This window comes from Pseudomonas sp. BMS12 (genome assembly GCF_001592875.1).
Taxonomy (GTDB): domain Bacteria; phylum Pseudomonadota; class Gammaproteobacteria; order Pseudomonadales; family Pseudomonadaceae; genus Aquipseudomonas.
Window position 1 is genome coordinate 21,268 of sequence record NZ_LSOF01000017.1, and the last position, 19,384, is coordinate 40,651.

19 protein-coding genes, 2 tRNA genes and 1 pseudogene are annotated in these 19,384 nt (G+C 63.3%); 10 read left to right on the forward strand and 12 right to left on the reverse strand.

What is annotated here, in order from left to right:
- Window positions 1-48: 48 nt before the first annotated feature.
- From murI to hemA, 5 genes are all read right to left on the reverse strand, one after another.
- Window positions 49-849, reverse strand: a complete 801-nt coding sequence (gene murI / locus AYB31_RS16605; protein WP_068829824.1) for a glutamate racemase — start codon at window positions 847-849, stop codon at window positions 49-51.
- A complete protein-coding gene (locus tag AYB31_RS16610) occupies window positions 846-1,601 on the reverse strand; it encodes a molybdopterin-synthase adenylyltransferase MoeB (protein WP_068829845.1) in 756 nt (251 codons plus the stop codon). The genes murI and AYB31_RS16610 overlap by 4 nt, the downstream gene beginning before the upstream one ends.
- Before the next feature lie 2 nt (window positions 1,602-1,603).
- The gene (gene prmC / locus AYB31_RS16615; RefSeq protein ID WP_068829825.1) at window positions 1,604-2,434 is read right to left on the reverse strand and encodes a peptide chain release factor N(5)-glutamine methyltransferase; all 831 of its coding nucleotides are present in this window, start codon (window positions 2,432-2,434) and stop codon (window positions 1,604-1,606) included.
- A 129-nt stretch (window positions 2,435-2,563) separates the two neighbouring features.
- Complete coding sequence (gene prfA / locus AYB31_RS16620; protein WP_068829826.1) at window positions 2,564-3,646, reverse strand: peptide chain release factor 1; 1,083 nt, start codon at window positions 3,644-3,646, stop codon at window positions 2,564-2,566.
- A complete protein-coding gene (gene hemA, locus AYB31_RS16625) occupies window positions 3,643-4,911 on the reverse strand; it encodes a glutamyl-tRNA reductase (protein ID WP_068829827.1) in 1,269 nt (422 codons plus the stop codon). Before hemA ends, prfA begins: the two co-directional genes overlap by 4 nt.
- A gap of 178 nt (window positions 4,912-5,089) precedes the next feature.
- On the opposite strand from hemA, the gene AYB31_RS16630 reads away from it, so the two are divergent.
- The 10 genes from AYB31_RS16630 to AYB31_RS21190 all read left to right on the forward strand — a co-directional run bounded on the left by AYB31_RS16630 (window position 5,090) and on the right by AYB31_RS21190 (window position 12,635).
- Complete coding sequence (locus AYB31_RS16630; protein ID WP_068829828.1) at window positions 5,090-6,817, forward strand: tetratricopeptide repeat protein; 1,728 nt, start codon at window positions 5,090-5,092, stop codon at window positions 6,815-6,817.
- 4 nt (window positions 6,818-6,821) lie between these two features.
- Complete coding sequence (gene lolB, locus AYB31_RS16635; RefSeq protein WP_068829829.1) at window positions 6,822-7,436, forward strand: lipoprotein insertase outer membrane protein LolB; 615 nt, start codon at window positions 6,822-6,824, stop codon at window positions 7,434-7,436.
- A 95-nt stretch (window positions 7,437-7,531) separates the two neighbouring features.
- The gene (gene ispE / locus AYB31_RS16640) at window positions 7,532-8,407 is read left to right on the forward strand and encodes a 4-(cytidine 5'-diphospho)-2-C-methyl-D-erythritol kinase (protein ID WP_068829830.1); all 876 of its coding nucleotides are present in this window, start codon (window positions 7,532-7,534) and stop codon (window positions 8,405-8,407) included.
- 19 nt (window positions 8,408-8,426) lie between these two features.
- A tRNA-Gln gene (locus AYB31_RS16645) sits at window positions 8,427-8,501 on the forward strand.
- Between the two features lie 81 nt (window positions 8,502-8,582).
- Window positions 8,583-9,524, forward strand: coding sequence for a ribose-phosphate pyrophosphokinase (locus AYB31_RS16650; protein ID WP_068829846.1), 942 nt, complete (start codon window positions 8,583-8,585; stop codon window positions 9,522-9,524).
- A 110-nt stretch (window positions 9,525-9,634) separates the two neighbouring features.
- On the forward strand, window positions 9,635-10,249 hold the full coding sequence (locus AYB31_RS16655) for a 50S ribosomal protein L25/general stress protein Ctc (protein WP_068829831.1): 615 nt from the start codon (window positions 9,635-9,637) through the stop codon (window positions 10,247-10,249).
- A 31-nt stretch (window positions 10,250-10,280) separates the two neighbouring features.
- Window positions 10,281-10,865 carry an aminoacyl-tRNA hydrolase gene (gene pth / locus AYB31_RS16660; protein ID WP_068829832.1) on the forward strand — a complete coding sequence of 195 codons (585 nt, stop codon included), beginning with the start codon at window positions 10,281-10,283 and terminating at the stop codon, window positions 10,863-10,865.
- A 38-nt stretch (window positions 10,866-10,903) separates the two neighbouring features.
- On the forward strand, window positions 10,904-12,004 hold the full coding sequence (gene ychF / locus AYB31_RS16665; RefSeq protein WP_068829833.1) for a redox-regulated ATPase YchF: 1,101 nt from the start codon (window positions 10,904-10,906) through the stop codon (window positions 12,002-12,004).
- 134 nt (window positions 12,005-12,138) lie between these two features.
- Window positions 12,139-12,215, forward strand: a tRNA-Met gene (locus AYB31_RS16670).
- Window positions 12,216-12,389: 174 nt separating this feature from the next.
- Window positions 12,390-12,635: a hypothetical protein gene (locus AYB31_RS21190; RefSeq protein ID WP_082805331.1), complete on the forward strand. Its 246-nt coding sequence runs from the start codon at window positions 12,390-12,392 to the stop codon at window positions 12,633-12,635.
- Window positions 12,636-13,475: 840 nt separating this feature from the next.
- Here the strand turns inward: AYB31_RS21190 and AYB31_RS16675 are convergent.
- The 7 genes and pseudogenes from AYB31_RS16675 to AYB31_RS16705 form a co-directional block, all read right to left on the reverse strand.
- Window positions 13,476-14,375, reverse strand: a complete 900-nt coding sequence (locus AYB31_RS16675) for a DMT family transporter (RefSeq protein WP_068829834.1) — start codon at window positions 14,373-14,375, stop codon at window positions 13,476-13,478.
- Window positions 14,376-14,737: pseudogene (locus AYB31_RS16680) on the reverse strand (carbonic anhydrase).
- Window positions 14,738-14,808: 71 nt separating this feature from the next.
- Window positions 14,809-15,288, reverse strand: a complete 480-nt coding sequence (locus tag AYB31_RS16685; RefSeq protein ID WP_068829835.1) for a hypothetical protein — start codon at window positions 15,286-15,288, stop codon at window positions 14,809-14,811.
- An 86-nt stretch (window positions 15,289-15,374) separates the two neighbouring features.
- Window positions 15,375-15,827, reverse strand: a complete 453-nt coding sequence (gene rimI / locus AYB31_RS16690) for a ribosomal protein S18-alanine N-acetyltransferase (protein ID WP_068829836.1) — start codon at window positions 15,825-15,827, stop codon at window positions 15,375-15,377.
- Complete coding sequence (locus tag AYB31_RS16695) at window positions 15,824-16,615, reverse strand: energy transducer TonB (RefSeq protein ID WP_068829837.1); 792 nt, start codon at window positions 16,613-16,615, stop codon at window positions 15,824-15,826. The genes rimI and AYB31_RS16695 overlap by 4 nt, the downstream gene beginning before the upstream one ends.
- A gap of 172 nt (window positions 16,616-16,787) precedes the next feature.
- Window positions 16,788-18,032, reverse strand: a complete 1,245-nt coding sequence (locus AYB31_RS16700) for a saccharopine dehydrogenase family protein (RefSeq protein ID WP_068829838.1) — start codon at window positions 18,030-18,032, stop codon at window positions 16,788-16,790.
- A gap of 29 nt (window positions 18,033-18,061) precedes the next feature.
- Window positions 18,062-19,159: a carboxynorspermidine decarboxylase gene (locus AYB31_RS16705; protein ID WP_068829839.1), complete on the reverse strand. Its 1,098-nt coding sequence runs from the start codon at window positions 19,157-19,159 to the stop codon at window positions 18,062-18,064.
- Window positions 19,160-19,384: the final 225 nt, after the last annotated feature.

Consider the following 19,384-nt stretch of genomic DNA (forward strand, 5'->3'; position numbering starts at 1 on the left):
AAATAAGTTAAATGAAGCATTGTCGGGTTTTGAACCCTACTTAAGTAATTAAGCAGATTTTCCCGGCAATGCCTCCGCCGGCAACGCCTCACCCCACAACAGGGGCAGCACCCGCTGCAGCTGGACGGGGTCGGCACTGGACCAGAAGCGCGGCGAGCCTGCAGGGCCTTGCGCCCGCAGGCCATGCTGATCGAGCAGCGATTGCAGATGTCGCGCGACCGCCGCGCCGGTGTCGACCAGGCTGACCGACTCCGGCACCAGCTCGCGCAGCAGCGGCCTGATGAAGGGGTAATGGGTACAACCGAGAATCAGCGTATCGCAGCCCTCGGCCAGCAATGGCTCGACCCAGCCACGCAGCAGGTCGCGGGTGCGTGGGGTCGCCAGCTCGCCGGCCTCGATCTGTTCGACCAGCCCGGGGCAAGGCTGGGTGACCACACGTACATCGTTGGCGAAACGGTCGAGCAAGGCGGCGAACTTGGCGCTCTTCAAGGTGCCGGTGGTGGCCAGCACGCCGACCACGCCGCTGCGGGTAGCGGCGGCGGCCGGTTTCACCGCGGGCTCCATACCGACGATCGGCACCTGCGGGTAGCGCTCGCGCAAGTCGGCCACCGCCGCTGCGGTCGCGGTATTGCAGGCGAGCACCAGGGCCTTGGCGCCTTGTTCGAAAAGGAATTCGGCGATCTTCTGGCTGCGCTCACGGATGAACTCGGGCGTCTTCTCGCCGTAGGGCACGTGGCCGCTGTCGGCGACGTAGAGCAAGGGCTCGTGCGGCAGGCGTGCGCGAATCTCGCGCAGCACCGAGAGGCCGCCGACCCCGGAGTCGAACACGCCGACTGGCGCTTCGCTCATGGCCGCCCTCCGCACACGCTGCAACCCGGGTCGCGCTTGACCCGCAGTTCGCGAAAACGCGAGCCGAGTGCGTCGATCAGCAGCAGGCGACCGACCAGCGGCTCGCCGAAGCCGGCCAGCAGCTTGAGGGCCTCCAGCGCCTGCAGACTGCCGACCAGCCCCACCAGCGGGCCGACCACACCGGCCTCGCTGCAGGTCAGTTCGGCCTCGCTGCCGTGGCCGTACAGGCAGTGGTAGCAGGGACTGGCGGCGTTGCGCGGGTCGAACACGGCGAGCTGGCCCTCCAGGCGGATCGCCGCACCGGACACCAGCGGTTTGCCGGCGACCACGCAGGCGGCGTTGACGGCCTCGCGGGTGCCGAAGTTGTCGCTGCAGTCCAGCACCAGGTCAACGCCGCCAACGGCGGCGGCCAGGGAGTCCTCGTCCAGCGCGGCACGGTGCGGCACCAGCCTGACCTGCGGGTTGATCGCGCTTAACCGGGCGCTGGCCGAATCGACCTTGCTCACACCGACCTGCGTGCTGTCATGGATGATCTGGCGCTGCAGATTGGTCAGGTCGACGCTGTCGAAGTCCGCCAGGTGCAGTTCGCCAACACCGGCAGCGGCCAGGTACAGCGCCACCGGCGAGCCCAGCCCGCCGAGCCCGACGATCAGCACGCGGCTGTTCTTGAGCTTCAGTTGCCCCGCCACATCGATCTGCGGCAAGAGAATTTGCCGGCTGTAGCGCAGCAGTTCGTCGTCGTTCAAGTCCATCGTCATGCCGGCCATTGCCCCAGGGAAATACGTTCATGGCCGCCCAGGTCGCGACGGCTCTCGGTCATGTGAAAGCCAGCCGCGCGCAATAGCTCGCGCACGGCCTCGGCCTGATCATACCCATGCTCCAGCAGCAGCCAACCACCGGGCTGCAGATGCTGCGGCGCCTGGCTGACGATCTGGCGGATATCGTCCAAACCGTCGGCGCCGGCCACCAGCGCGCTCTGCGGCTCAAAACGCACGTCGCCCTCGCCCAGATGGCGATCGCTGGCGGCAATATAGGGCGGGTTACTGACAATCAGGCCAAAACGCTCGCCAGCCAGGCTGGCAAACCAGCTGCTCAGGCGAAAGTCGGCGTTGCTCAGGCCCAGGCGCTGGCGATTGCGCTCGGCCAACTCCACAGCCTCGGCGATGCGATCCACCCCGGTCACCTTCCAGCCGCCGCGCTCGCTGGCCAGGGCCAGGGCGATGGCGCCGCTACCGGTACCCAGGTCGAGCACCTGAAGTGGTGTGGCCGGAGCCAGCTGCAGGGCAGTCTCCACCAGCAGCTCGGTATCGGGTCGGGGAATCAGGGTATGCGGCGCCACCTCCAGCTCCAGGCTCCAGAAGCCCTGATGGCCGAGGATATAGGCCACCGGCTCACCACTGCGCCGGCGTGCGAGCATGGCGGTGAAGGCCGCCTGCTGCGTGGCATCGGGCTCACGTTCAGGCCAGGTGCGCAGGTAGCTGCGCGACTTGCCCAGGGCGTGGGCCAGCAGCAGCTCGGCATCCAGCTGCGCCGTCGGCGAGTCGGGCAGATCGGCGCTGTCGAGCAGGGATTGGATGGTGGCCATGCACAAGGTCCTATGCCTGTGACTCCCTCTCCCCCTGGGAGAGGGCTGGGGTGAGGGAGACATAGGCACCTCGATGTGGCCTGAATCTCCCTCTCCCCCGGCCCCTCTCCCGATGGGAGAGGGATGAGATCAATCGCCCAGCGCCGCCAACTGGTCGGCCTGGTATTCCTGCAGCAGGGGCTCGATCACCTGTTCCACCGCGCCGCTGATCACTTCGCTCAGCGAATACAGTGTCAGATTGATGCGGTGATCGGTCACCCGGCCCTGGGGGAAGTTGTAGGTGCGGATGCGCTCGGAGCGGTCACCGGAGCCGACCAGCAGCTTGCGCGTATCGGAGATTTCCTTGTGCGCGGCGGCGTCCTGCTGGTCCTTGAGCTTGGCCGCCAGCCAGGCCATGGCCTTGGCGCGGTTCTTGTGCTGCGAACGCTCTTCCTGACACTCGACCACGGTACCAGTGGGAATGTGGGTGATGCGGATCGCCGAATCGGTGGTGTTGACGTGCTGGCCGCCGGCGCCGGAGCTGCGGTAGGTGTCCACGCGCAGGTCGGCCGGGTTGATGTCGATCGCCGCCTGTTCGTCCGGCTCGGGCAGCACTGCCACGGTGCAAGCCGAGGTGTGGATGCGGCCCTGCGACTCGGTCTCCGGCACGCGCTGCACGCGGTGGGCGCCTGACTCGAACTTGAGCTTGGCGTAGACGTTGTCGCCCTCGACGCGCGAGATCACCTCTTTATAGCCGCCGTGCTCGCCTTCGTTGGCGGAAAGAATCTCGACCCGCCAGCCCTGGCGCTCGGCATAACGCGAATACATGCGGAACAGGTCGCCGGAGAAGATCGCCGCCTCGTCGCCGCCGGTGCCGGCGCGGATCTCCAGGTAGACGTTGCGCCCGTCGTTGGGGTCCTTGGGCAGCAGCATGCGCTGCAGGTTGTCTTCCAGTTCGAGCAAGCGCTGCTTGGCGCTGGCGACTTCTTCCTCGGCCATCTCGCGCAGGTCCGGGTCACTGTCCTTGAGCAGCGCCTGGGCACCCTCCAGGTCGCTCTGCACCTTGCACAGTTCGCGATAGCCCTGCACCACCGGCTCCACCTCGGCGTACTCCTTGGAGTAAGCGCGGAACTTGGTTTGCTCGCTGATCACTTCGGCATCGCCGAGCAACGCGGTGAGCTCCTCGAAGCGGTCTTGGAGGATGTCGAGTTTCTTCAGCAGGCTGGGTTTCATGACTTGCTCGGGCCCTCGTCGAGGGCAAAGAGTTCCTGGGCCACGGCCAGCGCTTCATAGCGACCGTCGGCGGATATTTTCTTCAGTTGCACGCTGGGTGCGTGCAGCAGCTTGTTGGTCAGGCCGCGAGCCAGCTGCGCCAGCACATCCTCGACACCGACGCCATTGGCCAGCAGGCGCTGGGCGCGGGCCAGCTCCTCGTCGCGCAGGCGTTCGGCCTGCTGGCGGTAGGCCTTGAGCACGTCCACCGCAGCCAGCTCGCGCAGGCGTTGCATGAAGTCCTCGGCGCCACTGGCCACCAGGGCCTCGGCAGCCTGGGCGGCATCCTGGCGGCTCTTGAGGTTTTCCTCGATGACTTCGTGCAGGTCGTCCACGGTATAGAGGTAGACGTCGTCCAGATTGCTCACTTCGGGTTCGATATCGCGTGGCACGGCAATATCGACCATGAACATGGGCTTGTGCTTGCGCTGCTTGAGCGCGCGCTCGACCGCACCCTTGCCGAGAATCGGCAACTGACTGGCGGTCGAGCTGATGACGATATCGCTGTGCGCCAGCTCCTGGGGAATGTCCGACAGCAGCACGGCGTGGGCGCCGAACTGCTCGGCCAGCTGGCTGGCACGCTCCAGCGTGCGGTTGGCGACGACGATGCGCTTGACGCCCTGGTCGTGCAGATGGCGGGCGACCAGGCTGATGGTCTCGCCCGCACCGATCAACAGCGCCTGGCTGCGATGCAGGTCGGCGAAAATTTGCTTGGCCAGGCTGACCGCAGCAAAAGCCACGGACACCGGGTTCTCGCCGATAGCAGTGTCGGTACGCACGCTCTTGGCGGTGCTGAAGGTGGCCTGGAACAGCCGGCCGAGCAGCGGCCCGACGGTACCGGCCTCGCGCGCCACGGCGTAGGCGGACTTCATCTGACCGAGGATCTGCGGCTCGCCGAGCACCATGGAGTCGAGCCCGGAGGCCACGCGCATCATGTGCCGCACGGCATCGTTGTCCTGATGCACATAGGCACAGGCACGCAGGTCTTCGATATTCAGACGGTGGTAGTCGGCCAGCCAGCGCAGCACCTCGTCGGCGCTCAGCAGGTCCTGCTCCAGGTACAGCTCGCTGCGGTTGCAGGTGGAGAGAATCGCCGCCTCGCGGCTCGGCGTGAGCCGGCACAGCTGCTGCAGGGCCTCGACCAGCTGCTCGGGCGTAAACGCCACGCGCTCGCGGACGTCCACCGAGGCGGTCTTGTGGTTGATGCCGAGGGCGAGGAAAGCCATGCAGAGTCGCTAAGGGAATTCGGGATAGCGGGCGATTGTCCTACGTCCCCCCAGGGAGAACAACTGTTGCGACAAATTGACCCAATAGGCAAAGCCCCCCAGAAACCAGGCCAGCGCGTTGGGTTTGCCCCAGGCTCTGTGTCATGATGCAAACACGCCACGGAACGCACTTTTCCCCATGACCAGAACCCTCGCGCTGCTCACCGCCTCCCTTCTGCTCGCCGGCTGCCAGAGCCTGTCCTCCACCCCGGACGGCACCCCTCCGGTCGAAGATACGGCCGCCAGCAGCACTAAGCCCGCAGCCAAGCAATACGCTTCCTTTAGTGAGGAGACGCTGTATGCGCTGCTCACCGCCGAACTGGCCGGGCAGCGCGACCGCTTCGATATTGCCCTCGGCAACTATGTGCAACAGGCCAATGCCACCCAGGACGCCGGCGTGGCCGAGCGGGCCTTCCGCATCGCCGAATACCTGGGGGCCGAGCAGGCCGCCCTGGACACCTCGCTGATCTGGTCGGACAACGCGCCGGACAACCTCGACGCCCAGCGCGCCGCCGCCATCCAGCTGGCCCGCGCCGGTCGTTACGACGAATCCATGGCGCACATGGAGAAGGTCCTGCAAGGCCAGGGCGACACCCACTTCGATTTCCTCGCCCTGTCCGCCGCCGAGACAGACCCGGACACCCGCGCCGGCCTGCTACAGAGTTTCGACCGCCTGCTGCAGAAGTACCCGGAGAATGGCCAGCTGCTGTTCGGCAAAGCCCTGCTGCTGCACCAGGACGGCCGCCCCGAGGAAGCCCTGGCACTGCTCGAAGCCCACCAGGCCAGCGAAGAGCAGATTCCGCCGTTGCTGCTGCGCGCCCGCCTGCTGCAGGGCCTGAACCGTGGCGAGGACGCCCTGCCACTGCTGGAGAAAGGCATCGAGCGCTTCCCCGACGACAAGCGCCTGCGCCTGGCCTACGCGCGCCAACTGGTCGAATTGCGCCGCCTGGACGATGCCAAACGCGAGTTTTCCGGCCTGGTCCAGCAGTTCCCCGATGACGATGACCTGCGCTACTCCCTGGCCCTGGTCTGCCTGGAAGCCCAGGCCTGGGACGAAGCCGCAGTGCATCTGGAAGAGCTGGTGGCGCGCAACGCTCATACCGACGCCGCCCACTTCAACCTCGGCCGCCTCTACGAACAGCGCGAGGACCGCGAAAGCGCGCTGATCGAGTATGGCCTGGTCGGCCCCGGCGACGACTTCCTGCCAGCACAGGTGCGCCAGACCGAAATCCTCTTCGACAGCGAGCGCGCTGCCGAGGCCAGCAACCGCCTGGCCCGCGCCCGTGACAGCCAGCCGGATTACGCCATCCAGCTGTACCTGATCGAATCCGAAGCCCTGGCCAACCGCCAGCGCCTCGACGAGTCCTGGCAGGTGATCGACCAGGGGCTGCAACAGTTCCCCGGCGACACCAACCTGCTCTATACCCGCGCCATGCTGGCCGAGAAACGAGGCGACCTCGCAGGCCTGGAGCGCGACCTGCGCAACATCATCAAGCGCGAGCCGGACAACGCCACGGCCCTCAACGCCCTCGGTTATACCCTGGCCGACCGCACCACCCGCTACGACGAAGCCAAGGGATTGATCGAGCGCGCCCACCAGCTCAACCCGGAAGACCCAGCTACCCTCGACAGCATGGGCTGGGTCAACTATCGCCTGGGCAACCTGGACGACGCCGAACGCTACCTGCGCGCCGCCTTGGCCAAGTACCCCGACCACGAAGTCGCTGCCCACCTGGGCGAAGTGCTGTGGGCGCAGGGCAAGCAGCGCGAAGCCCGCAAAGTCTGGGCCGCGGCACTGAAAGACCAACCCGACAGCTCCATCCTGCGCAGCACCATCACGCGTCTGACCGGTTCCGAGAAGCTCTGACCCTATGTTTCGCCACGCCCTCGTTTTCAGCCTGATCACCCTGCTTGCCGGCTGCGCCGGCCTCACCAGCCGCGAAGCCGTCGAAGGCCAGGGCGACGCCAAGCTCTGGCAAGCGCACAAGGCGCAGGTCGCAGCCCTGGACGGCTGGCAGATCAATGGCAAGGTCGGCATCCGCGCGCCGAAGGACTCCGGCAGCGGCACCCTGTTCTGGCTGCAGCGCCAGGATTACTACGACATCCGCCTGTCCGGCCCACTGGGGCGCGGTGCCGCCCGCCTGACCGGGCGCGAAGGCAACGTGCTGCTGGAAGTCGCCAACCAGGGGCGCTATCAAGCCGAATCGCCGGAGGCGTTGCTGGAAGAGCAGCTCGGCTGGCGCCTGCCGATCTCGCACCTGCTGTGGTGGGTGCGTGGCCTGCCCGCCCCCGGCAGCAAGAGCCGCGTCACCCTGGATGCCAGCAGCCACCTGGCGCGCCTGGAGCAGGATGGCTGGCAGCTGGAGTACCTCAGTTATACCGAGCAGAACGGCTACGACCTGCCCGAGCGCATCAAGCTGCACGGTAGCAACCTCGACATCACCCTGGTGATCAAGGACTGGCAACCGCGCCAACTCGGCCACTAAGCACAGCAGCACTGCAGGAGCGCGCCTTGCGCGCGCACCCAGCAGCGCCAAAACGTCGCGAGCGGGCTCGCTCCTGGAACAAGCAAACAGCACACATGATGACCAAGGCCATCCCCGATCACGCCGAACTGATCCTGCCCGCCCCAGCCAAGCTCAACCTGATGCTGCATATTCTCGGCCGCCGCGCCGATGGCTATCACCAGTTGCAGACCCTGTTCCAGTTCCTTGAACACGGTGACGAGCTGGGTTTCGCTCTGCGCCAGGATGGCGAGATCCGCCTGCACACCGAGATCGCCGGCGTACCGCATGACAGCAACCTGATCGTGCGTGCCGCCAGAAAGCTGCAGGCCGAGAGCGGTTGCCAGCTGGGTGCCGATATCTGGCTGGACAAGCGCTTGCCCATGGGCGGCGGCATCGGTGGCGGCAGCTCGGATGCGGCAACCACCCTGCTCGGCCTCGACCATCTCTGGCAAACCGGGCTCGGGGAAGAGCGCCTGGCGCAACAGGGATTGAGCCTGGGCGCCGATGTACCGGTGTTCGTGCGCGGCCGCGCGGCCTTTGCCGAAGGTGTCGGCGAGCAGCTGCAGCCGGTCGACCTGGAAGAGCCCTGGTACCTGGTCGCCGTGCCGCAAGTCAGCATCAGCACGGCAGAAGTTTTTGCCGACCCCGAGTTGACACGTGATACCCCCGCCATTACAGTTCGCAGCCTTCCCGAGGGGGGCGGTCATAACGACTGCCAACCGGTTGTCGAGAAGCGCTACCCAGAAGTGCGTAACGCTTTGATAACGCTTAACAAATTTGTTCAAGCAAAGATGACCGGAACCGGAGCTTGCGTGTTTGGGAGCTTCCCAAACCAGGCCGATGCTGATAAAGTCTCGCGCCAACTTCCGGCCACCCTGCCGAGCTTCGTCGCTCGCGGCTGCAACAGGTCTCCTTTGCACCGCAGGCTCGAAACGGCAACTCGGAAGTGAATGCGGGACACCAGGTTACAGGGGCGTCGCCAAGCGGTAAGGCAGCAGGTTTTGATCCTGCCATGCGTTGGTTCGAATCCAGCCGCCCCTGCCATACATTCGGAAGCTGTTCAAAGAGCATGGCTTTTTGAACAGCTTTTTGTTCATCGGAACCACTCCCAGGCAGGTACTGCGCGTGTCCAAGATGATGGTCTTCACGGGGAACTCCAACCCCGATCTGGCCCGACGCATTGTGCGTCAGCTGCACATCCCTCTGGGCGATGCTTCCGTAGGCAAGTTCTCCGACGGCGAAATCAGCGCCGAGATCAACGAGAACGTGCGCGGCAAGGATGTTTTCATCATCCAGCCGACCTGCGCGCCGACCAACGACAACCTGATGGAACTGGTGGTGATGGCTGACGCCTTCCGCCGCTCCTCGGCAACGCGTATCACGGCGGTCATCCCCTACTTCGGCTATGCCCGCCAGGATCGCCGCCCGCGCTCCGCCCGTGTGGCAATCAGCGCCAAGGTAGTAGCCGACATGCTGACCGTGGTCGGCATCGACCGCGTGCTCACCGTCGACCTGCATGCCGACCAGATCCAGGGCTTCTTCGACATCCCGGTAGATAACATCTACGGCTCCCCGGTGCTGACCGACGACATTCAGGATCAGCGCTTCGAGAACCTGATGATCGTCTCCCCGGACATCGGTGGCGTGGTCCGCGCACGCGCCGTGGCCAAGAGCCTGGGCGTCGACCTGGCGATCATCGACAAGCGTCGTGAGAAGGCCAACCACTCCGAAGTGATGCATATCATCGGTGATGTCGAAGGCCGTACCTGCGTACTGGTCGACGACATGGTCGATACCGCAGGCACCCTGTGCCACGCCGCCAAGGCCCTGAAGGACCATGGCGCCTCGAAGGTCTACGCCTACGCCACCCACCCGGTGCTGTCCGGCCGCGCCATCGAAAATCTGGAAAATTCCGTGCTGGACGCACTGGTGGTGACCAACACCATCCCGCTGTCCGCTGCCGCCCAGGCCTGCACGCGTATTCGCCAGCTGGACATGGCTCCGGTTATCGCTGAAGCGGTTCGCCGCATCAGCAACGAAGAATCGATCAGCGCGATGTTCCGCTAAGGCGAACAGCCGCTGACGACTAACGCCCCGCCACATGCGGGGCATTTTTACCAACCGCCCCAACGCTGGTCGCAAGCGTAAAGGCGGTTTGGTTATTTTGGAGAAATGCAATGACTGAGTTTGCCCTGAATGCCGAAGTGCGTTCCGACCTGGGGAAAGGTGCGAGCCGCCGCCTGCGTCGTAACGTCGCCATGGTTCCTGCCGTAATCTACGGTGGCGAGAAAGCCCCGCAATCCATCAGCCTGCTGGCCAAAGAACTGGCCAAGCTGCTGGAAAACGAAGCTGCCTTCAGCCACGTGCTGAGCCTGAACGTCGCCGGCGCCGCCGAAACCGTTCTGATCAAGGCCCTGCAACGCCACCCGGCCAAAGGCTACGTGATGCACGCTGACTTCGTTCGCGTCGTTGCCGGCCAGAAGCTGAGCGCCCACGTGCCGCTGCACTTCATCAACGAAGCTACCGCTGTTGGCGTCAAGCAGCAGGGCGGCGAAGTGTCCCACACCATCGTGGAAGTCGAAGTTTCCTGCCTGCCGAAAGACCTGCCGGAATTCATCGAAGTCGACATGGCTGCCGTTGAAGTTGGCCAGACCCTGCACCTGTCCGACCTGAAACTGCCGAAAGGCGTCGAGCTGGTGGCCCTGGCCCACGGCAACGACCTGGCCGTTTCCAACATTCACGCTTCCCGCGTGAAGGACGCTGCTGCTGAAGGTGAAGGCGCCGCCGAGTAATACTCGCGCGCCTGCTGAAAGGGCCCCTGTCGTGACTGCCGTACAACTGATCGTTGGCCTGGGTAACCCTGGCCCCGAATACGACCAGACCCGGCATAACGCGGGGGCCCTTTTCGTTGAGCGCCTGGCCGACCGTGAACGCGTCAGCCTGAGCCTCGACAAAAAATATTTTGGCCTGGTGGGTAAATTCAGCCATCAGGGCCGCGACGTTCGTCTGCTTATCCCCACCACCTACATGAACCGCAGCGGCCAGGCCGTGGCGGCGCTGGCGAATTTCTTCCGAATCAGCCCGGACGCCATCCTGGTGGCCCACGACGAACTCGACATGCCTCCCGGCGTCGCCAAGCTGAAACTCGGTGGCGGCCACGGCGGCCACAACGGACTGCGCGACATCATCGCCCAGCTCGGCAATCAGAACGGTTTTCACCGCCTGCGTCTCGGCATCGGCCACCCCGGACACTCGAGCCTGGTTTCCGGCTTCGTCCTTGGCCGCGCCCCGCGCAGCGAGCAGGAGCTGCTCGACAAGAGCGTCGACTTCGCCCTCGACGTACTGCCCGAGATGCTCGCAGGCGACTGGACCAAGGCGATGCAGAAGCTGCATAGCCAGAAAGCCTGACCCCTTTTTCACGACTTCATCTCCGCGAGGGATACACCATGGGATTCAACTGCGGCATCGTCGGCCTGCCCAACGTCGGCAAGTCCACCCTGTTCAACGCCCTGACCAAATCCGGCATCGCCGCGGAGAACTTCCCCTTCTGCACCATCGAGCCGAACAGCGGCATCGTGCCCATGCCCGACAGCCGCCTGGACGCCCTGGCCGCCATCGTCAAACCCGAGCGCGTGATCCCCACCACCATGGAGTTCGTCGATATCGCCGGCCTGGTGGCGGGCGCCTCCAAGGGTGAAGGCCTGGGCAACAAGTTCCTCGCCAACATCCGCGAGACCGATGCCATCGCCCACGTGGTGCGCTGCTTCGAAGACGAGAACGTCATCCACGTCTCCAACAGCGTCGACCCCAAGCGCGATATCGAGATCATCGACCTCGAACTGATCTTCGCCGACCTCGACAGCTGCGAGAAACAACTGCAGAAAGTCACCCGCAACGCCAAGGGCGGTGACAAGGACGCCCTGGCGCAGAAAGCCATCCTCGAGAAGCTCATCCCCCACTTCACCGAAGGCAAGCCGGCGCGCAGCCTGATGAAGAACATGAGCCCCGAGGAGAAGCTGGTCATTCGCGGCTTCCACCTGCTGACCACCAAGCCGGTGATGTACATCGCCAACGTCGCCGAAGATGGCTTCGACAACAATCCGCACCTCGACGTGGTCAAAGCCATCGCCGAGGAAGAAGGTGCCATCGTGGTCCCGGTTTGCAACAAGATCGAGGCCGAAATCGCCGAACTCGACGACGGCGAAGAGAAGGACATGTTCCTCGAATCCCTCGGCCTCGAAGAGCCAGGCCTGAACCGCGTGATCCGCGCCGGCTACCAGCTGCTCAACCTGCAGACCTACTTCACCGCAGGGGTGAAGGAAGTCCGCGCCTGGACCGTGCGTATCGGTGCCACCGCCCCCCAGGCTGCCGCAGTGATCCACACCGACTTCGAGAAAGGCTTCATCCGCGCCGAAGTCGTGGCCTATGACGACTTCATCCAATACAAGGGCGAAGGCGGCGCCAAGGAAGCCGGCAAATGGCGCCTGGAAGGCAAGGAATACATCGTCAAGGACGGCGACGTGATGCACTTCCGCTTCAACGTCTGATACAGCCAAAGAGCCCCGCCACCGCGGGGCTTTTCGCATCCGCAGCACACAAGCTAAGCGCTTGATAACGAATAAATTTATCTAACAAACAGGGTTGACAGCCGAGACCGACAAGAGAATAATGCGCGCCACTCGGCTACATAGCTCAGTTGGTTAGAGCGCAGCATTCATAATGCTGATGTCCCAGGTTCAAGTCCCGGTGTAGCCACCATACAAAATAAAGGGTTAGCTTCGGCTAGCCCTTTTTTGTTTGAGCCGGTGTCCCTGAATTGTCCCTGCGAAAGCAAGATAGACACCTACCAGCCTAGAGCTACACAGTGACTGGTATCAGCGCAATTGAATACCCTGGACATGATGGGAAATGAACTGATCAAGGAGGATCAAAATGAGCCAACCACATCACTGGAATGACTGGGCTGGTGCACTGACAGTCATACTCCAATGCGTTGTTTATATCCCGCTTTTCTACGTCATTTTTATGCCCTGGGTTTGCCTAGCACTGGTCAAACTTGGACGAGTGCCATTTCTGCCTGGGTTCTTCCAAACTATGGCTTCAACAGGTTGGCTTATTGCTTCTTCGGTAGCTTTTCTAGCTGTTGTTTTTGTGGTGCTTCGTGGAATCCTCAGATAGAGAATCCGCAGGTTTCTAGCTAGCTCTGTTCTGAAGTCATGGACAGTGGAGCAAGAGGCGAGCGGTCGCGAAGTAATCCGGCGCGAGGTGGACTCCCCCCTAGTGACGATGTTGAGTGCTCCCAATAGACTGTGAGAACAACGGACGGAATCATGGACCACGCTGGATGCGGCCTGCTGCACAAGCACACACTCTGCTGTTGATCGCCGCCTTGGCAGCAATTGGCTACTGGGCCGACTTTATTCCTACCGGCGCTTGGTCTCTTACCAGCAAGATCTTCACTTTCTGCGCATCAATTCCCATTGTCTGGTTCTTATGGCGCCGGACATATCGAGATACCAGCAAACCCCTCACTAATAGACTTCTCCAGTACCTGGGCGCTCCGCTGCTTTGCTACGTGATTATCCTTCCCGCAACCTTGAGCGGCCTACCCTCCATCGCGACCTATGCGATTGGAACTGACGAGAGTCGAATCAAAACCCTCGTAAAAATGCCCCCTGCACGCAAAGGATGTAAAAACCGAATGGGAGGCCCCCTGCTCAAGCCGGCTTTCTCAAGCTACATATGCGTTAAGCCTGAGGAGTTCGCGAAACTCCCCAGCCGAGGCTTCTATACCCTCCATGTACGCGACTGGCGACTGGGCTATATCGTTCGGCGCATTGAATACCGCTCAGTAATTCGCGGCACTTACGATGGCCAACAACCAGCTCAGAACCCCAATCGGATTTTTAAGTAGCCAGGTAGCCTAGAAGCCCCAGCCAAACACTTGCCAGCCCTTACAAAAAAGAGCCAAAAGGTTAGCTTCGGCTGACCTTTGTCGTTTCTGGGGGGGCATTGCTCCTACTTCCTCGCCCCTCTTCCGGCTAACAGCAAGCCACTAAAAATCAACACCCCGCCTGCCCAGTGGTAGGGCTGAAGGCTCTCGCCCAGCAGTACCCAGCCGAGGATGGCAGTGAATACAGGCATCAGGTAGTTGCTCATGGCCGTGCGTGCCGGGCCCAGTTCGCGTAGGCCTAGGTTCCATAACTGGTAGGCCAGTATCGAGGCGAACAACGCGGTATAGCCGATAGCGGCGAGGTTGGGCAGGCTCAGCTCGAAGCGTACACCCCGCCACAGCTCCCAAGCATAGAGCGGTGCCAGCATCAGCAGGCCGAGCAGTACCAGAGCGCCCAGCAGAGTGAAGGGTGGAAGCTCAAAGTGCGCACGCCAGCGGCGCAACAGTAGCGAATACAGCGCCCAGTCCAGGGTCGCCAGCACCATCAGGAGGTCGCCGGGAGCGAAGGACAGGTTGGCCAGCACCTGCCAGTCACCCTGAGAAATCAGCCAGAGCAGGCCGAGTAGCGCCAGCAGCAAGCCAAACCAGACATTGCGCGCCGGCCACTCGCCGAGCAGCAGTCCGGCGCCGATAAAGGTCGCCAGCGGCAGACAGGTACTGACCAGGCTCAGATTGATCGCGGCTGTGCTCAGTGCGGCGGTGTACAACAAGCAGTTGTAGGTAGCGATAGCCAGCGCAGCCAATACCCATAAGCGCCAGCCGGCCCGGCGTAAGGTATGGCGATGCTGCCAGAGCGAGGGGCCAACCAGCGGCAGGATAATTGCCAGGGCCGTAGCCCAACGCCAGAAGGCCAGCGACAGTGGCGGGATCTCTCCGGTGAAAGCGCGCGCCACCAGCGAGTTGCCTGCCCAGCAGAGGCTGGCCATGACCAGGCCGGCCCAGGCCAGCACTACGGAGCGGCTCATTCAGGGCTGCTCCAGCGGGCGCAGCCGGTACTGCGCAGGCAGTTGCTCCAGCCGTTGAAGCTCTTCCAGCGGCCGTCCTTGCGCCCGTAGATACAGCCCCGCACAGCGATATCCTGGCCACGGTGCCAGGCGTTCTGCACGATGCTGGTGTGGCTGACATTGGCTACGTTGCGATGCACGAACAGGTCGCCCGGCAGCAGCCCGACTATCTCGCTGGCCGGTACCCGGACATCCGAGCAGCCGGTCCACAAATACTCAAGGCTCTGCTGCGTGGCCAGTTTGGCGAAGCAGTCCGGATCACTCTGTGTGATGGACTCTGCCCAACGCGCATTGTTGTCGAACAGGTGCTGCAGGTCGCTCATGGCTCATCCTCCGGGCCCGTGCCGCACCTTAAGGAGCGCCCGATGGATTTACAAGCGCGCTCACACCGGGGTCATGGCTGCGCCGTCAGCGTCTCTTCGCCCTGTGCCACGGCACTCAGCTGGAAGCGGCTATCGCCGAGGTAGGCCACCTGTAGCTGCAAGCCCTCACCCAGCTCCCCCTGGGGCTCCAGCGGGTAGTGCGCAAGCAGGTAAGCCTCTGGCATCAGCTGCAGCTTTTGCGCATCCATCAATGAGGCACCGGAGACGATCAAGAAACCCACGGTGCTGATCGGGCCGGGATAGAGCTGGACGAACTGGAAGAAGTCAGGACCGCTCAGACGGTTCACCATCACCGTGTCAGGTCCGAAGAACAGGGTGAGCACGCCGACGATCAGCACGCCATAGCCCAACAGTTTGAAGAATGAGGCAGCGGAAGAGCTCTCGTTGCTCTGGCGGTGCTGTTCGTATTCTTCGGCGAACCCCGGCACCATCAGCTGCAGAGGCAGGGTGGCGAGGTCAACACTAAGCGGGGTCTTGCTTGCCTGTTCCATGGCATGTGCTCCTGATGAAAGGAGCACAAGTCTATCCATGCTGGCCGCCAGATACGTCAGAGAGGGACTTTTTTGCCAAGCAGCTCTCAGTCGATCAGGGTGCAGGCCATCACCAGGGCGTCTTCGCGTCCGCCGGGAGCCGGATAGTAATCGCGGCGGCGGCCGATCTCGTTGAAGCCGTAGCGCTCGTACAGGCGATAGGCCCCTTGGTTGCTGGCACGCACTTCGAGGAAGCACTCGCCGGCCTTGAGCTCCATCGCCCGGCGCATCAGGTGCTCGAGCAGCTTGAGCCCCAATCCCTGGCCCTGGCTCTGCGGGCGCACGGTGATGTTGAGCAGGTGCGCCTCGTCGAGAATGATCTGGATGATGCCGTGGCCGATCTGCTCCTGCCCCTCGAACATCAGCCAGCAGTCGTAGGACTTGAGGCCGTCGGCGAACAGGTTGCGGTTCCAGGGGTGACTGAAAGCAGCAGCTTCGATTTGCACCACGCGGTCGAGGTCCGCCTCGGTCATCGGGCGGAAGCTGATGGCGCCACTCATACGGAAGCTTTCCAGCGCGGCATGATGCGGCGCATGGCGCGCCAGACGTCGGCCTTGCGTTCGGGTTCGTCCATCAGCAACTCCAGGCTCGGCAAGGCCCAGGCAGCGCCGAGCCCCTCGACCTGCAACTCACGGCAGTAGGCTTCGGCGTCCGCCTCGCCGGCGAAACGCACGGCGGGCAGGCCAACCAGCCACAGACAGCGACAGGGCTCGGCCTCCAGCTGGCCGGCCAGTACACCCTGCACGTAGTCGCGGGCGGCGTCCGGGCCCTGATCGAGGTTACCGCGCGACAGCAATGGCCAACGGATCGGCGAGCCGTCGCCAACCTGTTGCGGCGCGTCCGGTAGGCCGGCGGCGCGCAGCAGATCCTTGAGCAGCAGATAAGAAGGGTCGCGACTCTGGAACGGCTCGCCGGTGGCCAGTTCCACCAGCAGCGCACAGTCGCCGGCACGCAGCAGTTGCAGGGCGAAGCGTGGCGGTGGCAATGCGGCTGGCTTGGCCTCGACCGGCTCCTCCACAGGCACGGCCGCGGCCTCCGGCTTGGCGAAGACCTTGGACGCCGCCGAAGGGCGCGGCACTTCAACGGTCGGGCGTTGCGGCTCGATAGCCGGTCTGGCCTCGGCAACCGGCGCTACCGATGGGGCGACGGGCGCCTCGGGCTCTGCTTCCGGCAGCGGCTGCAGCAGCTCGGCACGCGAAGGCGCGGCGAACGGCAGCTCCACACGCGGCAGCCAGCTGGCCACCTGCATGGCACTCAGATAGGCGCGGCGACGCAATTCGGCAATCACGGGCGAACCTGCGGAAAAGGAATATTGGGGATGCAGCTCAAGGACACGGGCCTTTCACGGGATGCATGGTCGGGCATTGTCGCGTGAAATGCCGCCCTGCGGAAAGCCGGTAGCCAGAATGGGCAGCCCGGAATGCACAAGGCCCGCCATTTGGCGGGCCTTGCTCAGCGGATCAGAGCGGCTGATCCCAGGGACGGTCGCCGTGCTCGTCCTTGATGCGGGTGGGCAGGCCCATAACATCGAGGAGCTTGAGGAACGGCTCTGCAGGCAGTTCCTCGACGTTGACCATGCGCTGCGCATCCCACTCGCCGCGCGCCACCAGCAGGGCGGCAGCGACCGGCGGTACGCCGGCGGTGTAGGAGATGCCCTGGCTGTCGGTCTCGGTGAAGGCTTCTTCGTGGTCGGCCACGTTGTAGATGAACAGCTCGCGCGGCTGGCCATCCTTGCTGCCCTTGACCAGGTCGCCGATGCAGGTCTTGCCGCTGTAGCCCGGCGCCAGCGAGGCGGGGTCCGGCAGCACGGCCTTGACCACTTTCAGCGGCACGACCTGCTGGCCTTCGGCGGTGGTGACCGGCTGCTCGGAGAGCAGGCCGAGGTTCTTCAGCACGGTGAACACGTTGATGTAGTGGTCGCCGAAGCTCATCCAGAAACGCACGTTAGGGACGTTCAGGTGCTTGGACAGCGAGTGCACTTCATCGTGGCCGGTCAGGTACAGGTTCTGCTCGCCCACCACCGGCAGATCGTCGGTGCGTTTGACTTCGAACATGCTGTTGGGGATCCACTGGCTGTTCTGCCAGCTCCAAACCGTGCCGGTGAATTCGCGGAAATTGATTTCCGGGTCGAAATTGGTGGCGAAGTACTTGCCGTGCGAGCCGGCGTTGACGTCGAGGATGTCGATCGACTCGATCTTGTCGAAATACTGTTGTTGCGCCAGGGCGGCATAGGAGTTGACCACGCCCGGGTCGAAGCCGACGCCGAGGATGGCGGTCACGCCCTTCTCCTGGCACTCGGCCAGGTGCTTCCACTCGTAGTTGCCGTACCACGGCGGGGTTTCGCAGATTTTGCTCGGGTCTTCGTGGATCGCGGTGTCCAGGTAGGCGACGCCGGTGTCGATGCAGGCGCGCAGCACGGACATGTTGAGGAACGACGAGCCAACGTTGATGACGATCTGCGATTCGGTTTCGCGGATAAGTGCCTTGGTCGCTTCCACGTCCAGAGCATTCAGCGCGTAGGCCCGGATGTCCGCGGGCTGCTTCAGGCTGCCTTTGGCCTGCACGCTGTCGATGATGGCCTGGCATTTGGAGATGCTGCGCGACGCAATTGCAATGCGACCTAACTCGTCATTGTGTTGCGCGCACTTATGGGCCACCACCTTGGCAACACCTCCTGCACCAATGATCAGGACATTCTTCTTCAATTCGTTATCTCTCCTTATTACGCCAGCCCTCAGGAGAGGCTGGACAGGTAATCGTCAAAGCTGAATTCGCGAACCACCTCGACGCTGCCGTCGAGCTGTTTCACCACGATGGCCGGCATTTTCAGGCCGTTGAACCAGTTCTTCTTGACCATGGTGTAGCCTGCCGCGTCGATGAACGACAGCCGATCGCCGATGGCCAGCGGACGATCGAATTGGTACTCACCGAAGATGTCGCCGGCCAGGCACGACTTACCGCACACCATCCAGGTGTGCTCGCCGTCCGAGGGCGCCATCTTGGCGTTGAGGCGGTAGATCAGCAGATCGAGCATGTGCGCTTCGATCGAGCTGTCGACCACCGCGAGGTTCTTGCCGTTGTACAGGGTGTCGAGCACGGTGACTTCCAGCGAGGAGCTCATGGTGATCGCGGCTTCGCCCGGTTCCAGGTAGACCTGTACACCGTATTTCTCGGAGAAGGCCTTGAGACGCGCGCAGAAGGCGTCCAGCGGGTAGCCCTCGCCGGTGAAGTGGATGCCGCCGCCGAGGCTGACCCACTCGACCTGAGCGAGCAGATGGCCGAAGCGCTCCTCGATGGTGGTAAGCATGTTGTCGAACAGCTCGAAGCTGCCGTTCTCGCAGTTGTTGTGGAACATGAAGCCGCTGATCTTGCCCATCACCGGGGCGATCTTCTCGGCGTCCCACTCACCCAGGCGGCTGAACGGCCGCGCCGGGTCGGCCAGCAGGTAGTCGGAGCTGCTCACCTGCGGATTGACGCGCAGGCCGCGGATGGTGCCTTCGGTGGCTGCCTCGAAACGCTCCAGCTGACTGATCGAGTTGAAGATGATCTTGTCGCAGTTGGCGACCATCTCTTCGATCTCGTCGTCGGCCCAGCCCACGCTGTAGGCATGGGTCTCGCCGGCGAATTTCTGCCGGCCGAGCTTGAGCTCATAGAGGGACGAGGACGTGGTGCCGTCCATGTACTGTTGCATCAGGTCGAACACCGACCAGGTGGCAAAGCACTTGAGCGCCAGCAGCGCCTTGGCCCCGGAGTGTTCGCGCACGTAGGCGATCTTCTCCAGGTTGGTCAGCAGCTTCTGCTTGTCGATGAGGTAGTACGGCGTCTTGATCATCTCGTAGCCCTGGCAAGGTCGACCGATGGAGGGTTTTCAGCCCCCCGAAAAAAAACGGACGCGAATTGTGCCGACAACCGGCGCATATCGAAAGAGTGATGGCTGTTTTTCGATCAATGGCGACGCATTTTCAGCCTGCCTCACAGGCATTGCAGCGACATGACGGACGCGGCTATCGAGCCGGAGTCGATGCGCTACAATCGCCGCTTTTCACTTAACGGAACC

Coding starts and splice junctions, on each gene's coding strand:
- murI (WP_068829824.1), bottom strand. CDS start 849: ATGAGCGAAGCGCCAGTCGGCGTGTTCGACTCCGGGGTCGGCGGCCTC.
- AYB31_RS16610 (WP_068829845.1), bottom strand. CDS start 1,601: ATGGACTTGAACGACGACGAACTGCTGCGCTACAGCCGGCAAATTCTC.
- prmC (WP_068829825.1), bottom strand. CDS start 2,434: ATGGCCACCATCCAATCCCTGCTCGACAGCGCCGATCTGCCCGACTCG.
- prfA (WP_068829826.1), bottom strand. CDS start 3,646: ATGAAACCCAGCCTGCTGAAGAAACTCGACATCCTCCAAGACCGCTTC.
- hemA (WP_068829827.1), bottom strand. CDS start 4,911: ATGGCTTTCCTCGCCCTCGGCATCAACCACAAGACCGCCTCGGTGGAC.
- AYB31_RS16630 (WP_068829828.1), top strand. CDS start 5,090: ATGACCAGAACCCTCGCGCTGCTCACCGCCTCCCTTCTGCTCGCCGGC.
- lolB (WP_068829829.1), top strand. CDS start 6,822: ATGTTTCGCCACGCCCTCGTTTTCAGCCTGATCACCCTGCTTGCCGGC.
- ispE (WP_068829830.1), top strand. CDS start 7,532: ATGATGACCAAGGCCATCCCCGATCACGCCGAACTGATCCTGCCCGCC.
- AYB31_RS16655 (WP_068829831.1), top strand. CDS start 9,635: ATGACTGAGTTTGCCCTGAATGCCGAAGTGCGTTCCGACCTGGGGAAA.
- ychF (WP_068829833.1), top strand. CDS start 10,904: ATGGGATTCAACTGCGGCATCGTCGGCCTGCCCAACGTCGGCAAGTCC.
- AYB31_RS21190 (WP_082805331.1), top strand. CDS start 12,390: ATGAGCCAACCACATCACTGGAATGACTGGGCTGGTGCACTGACAGTC.
- AYB31_RS16675 (WP_068829834.1), bottom strand. CDS start 14,375: ATGAGCCGCTCCGTAGTGCTGGCCTGGGCCGGCCTGGTCATGGCCAGC.
- AYB31_RS16685 (WP_068829835.1), bottom strand. CDS start 15,288: ATGGAACAGGCAAGCAAGACCCCGCTTAGTGTTGACCTCGCCACCCTG.
- rimI (WP_068829836.1), bottom strand. CDS start 15,827: ATGAGTGGCGCCATCAGCTTCCGCCCGATGACCGAGGCGGACCTCGAC.
- AYB31_RS16705 (WP_068829839.1), bottom strand. CDS start 19,159: ATGATCAAGACGCCGTACTACCTCATCGACAAGCAGAAGCTGCTGACC.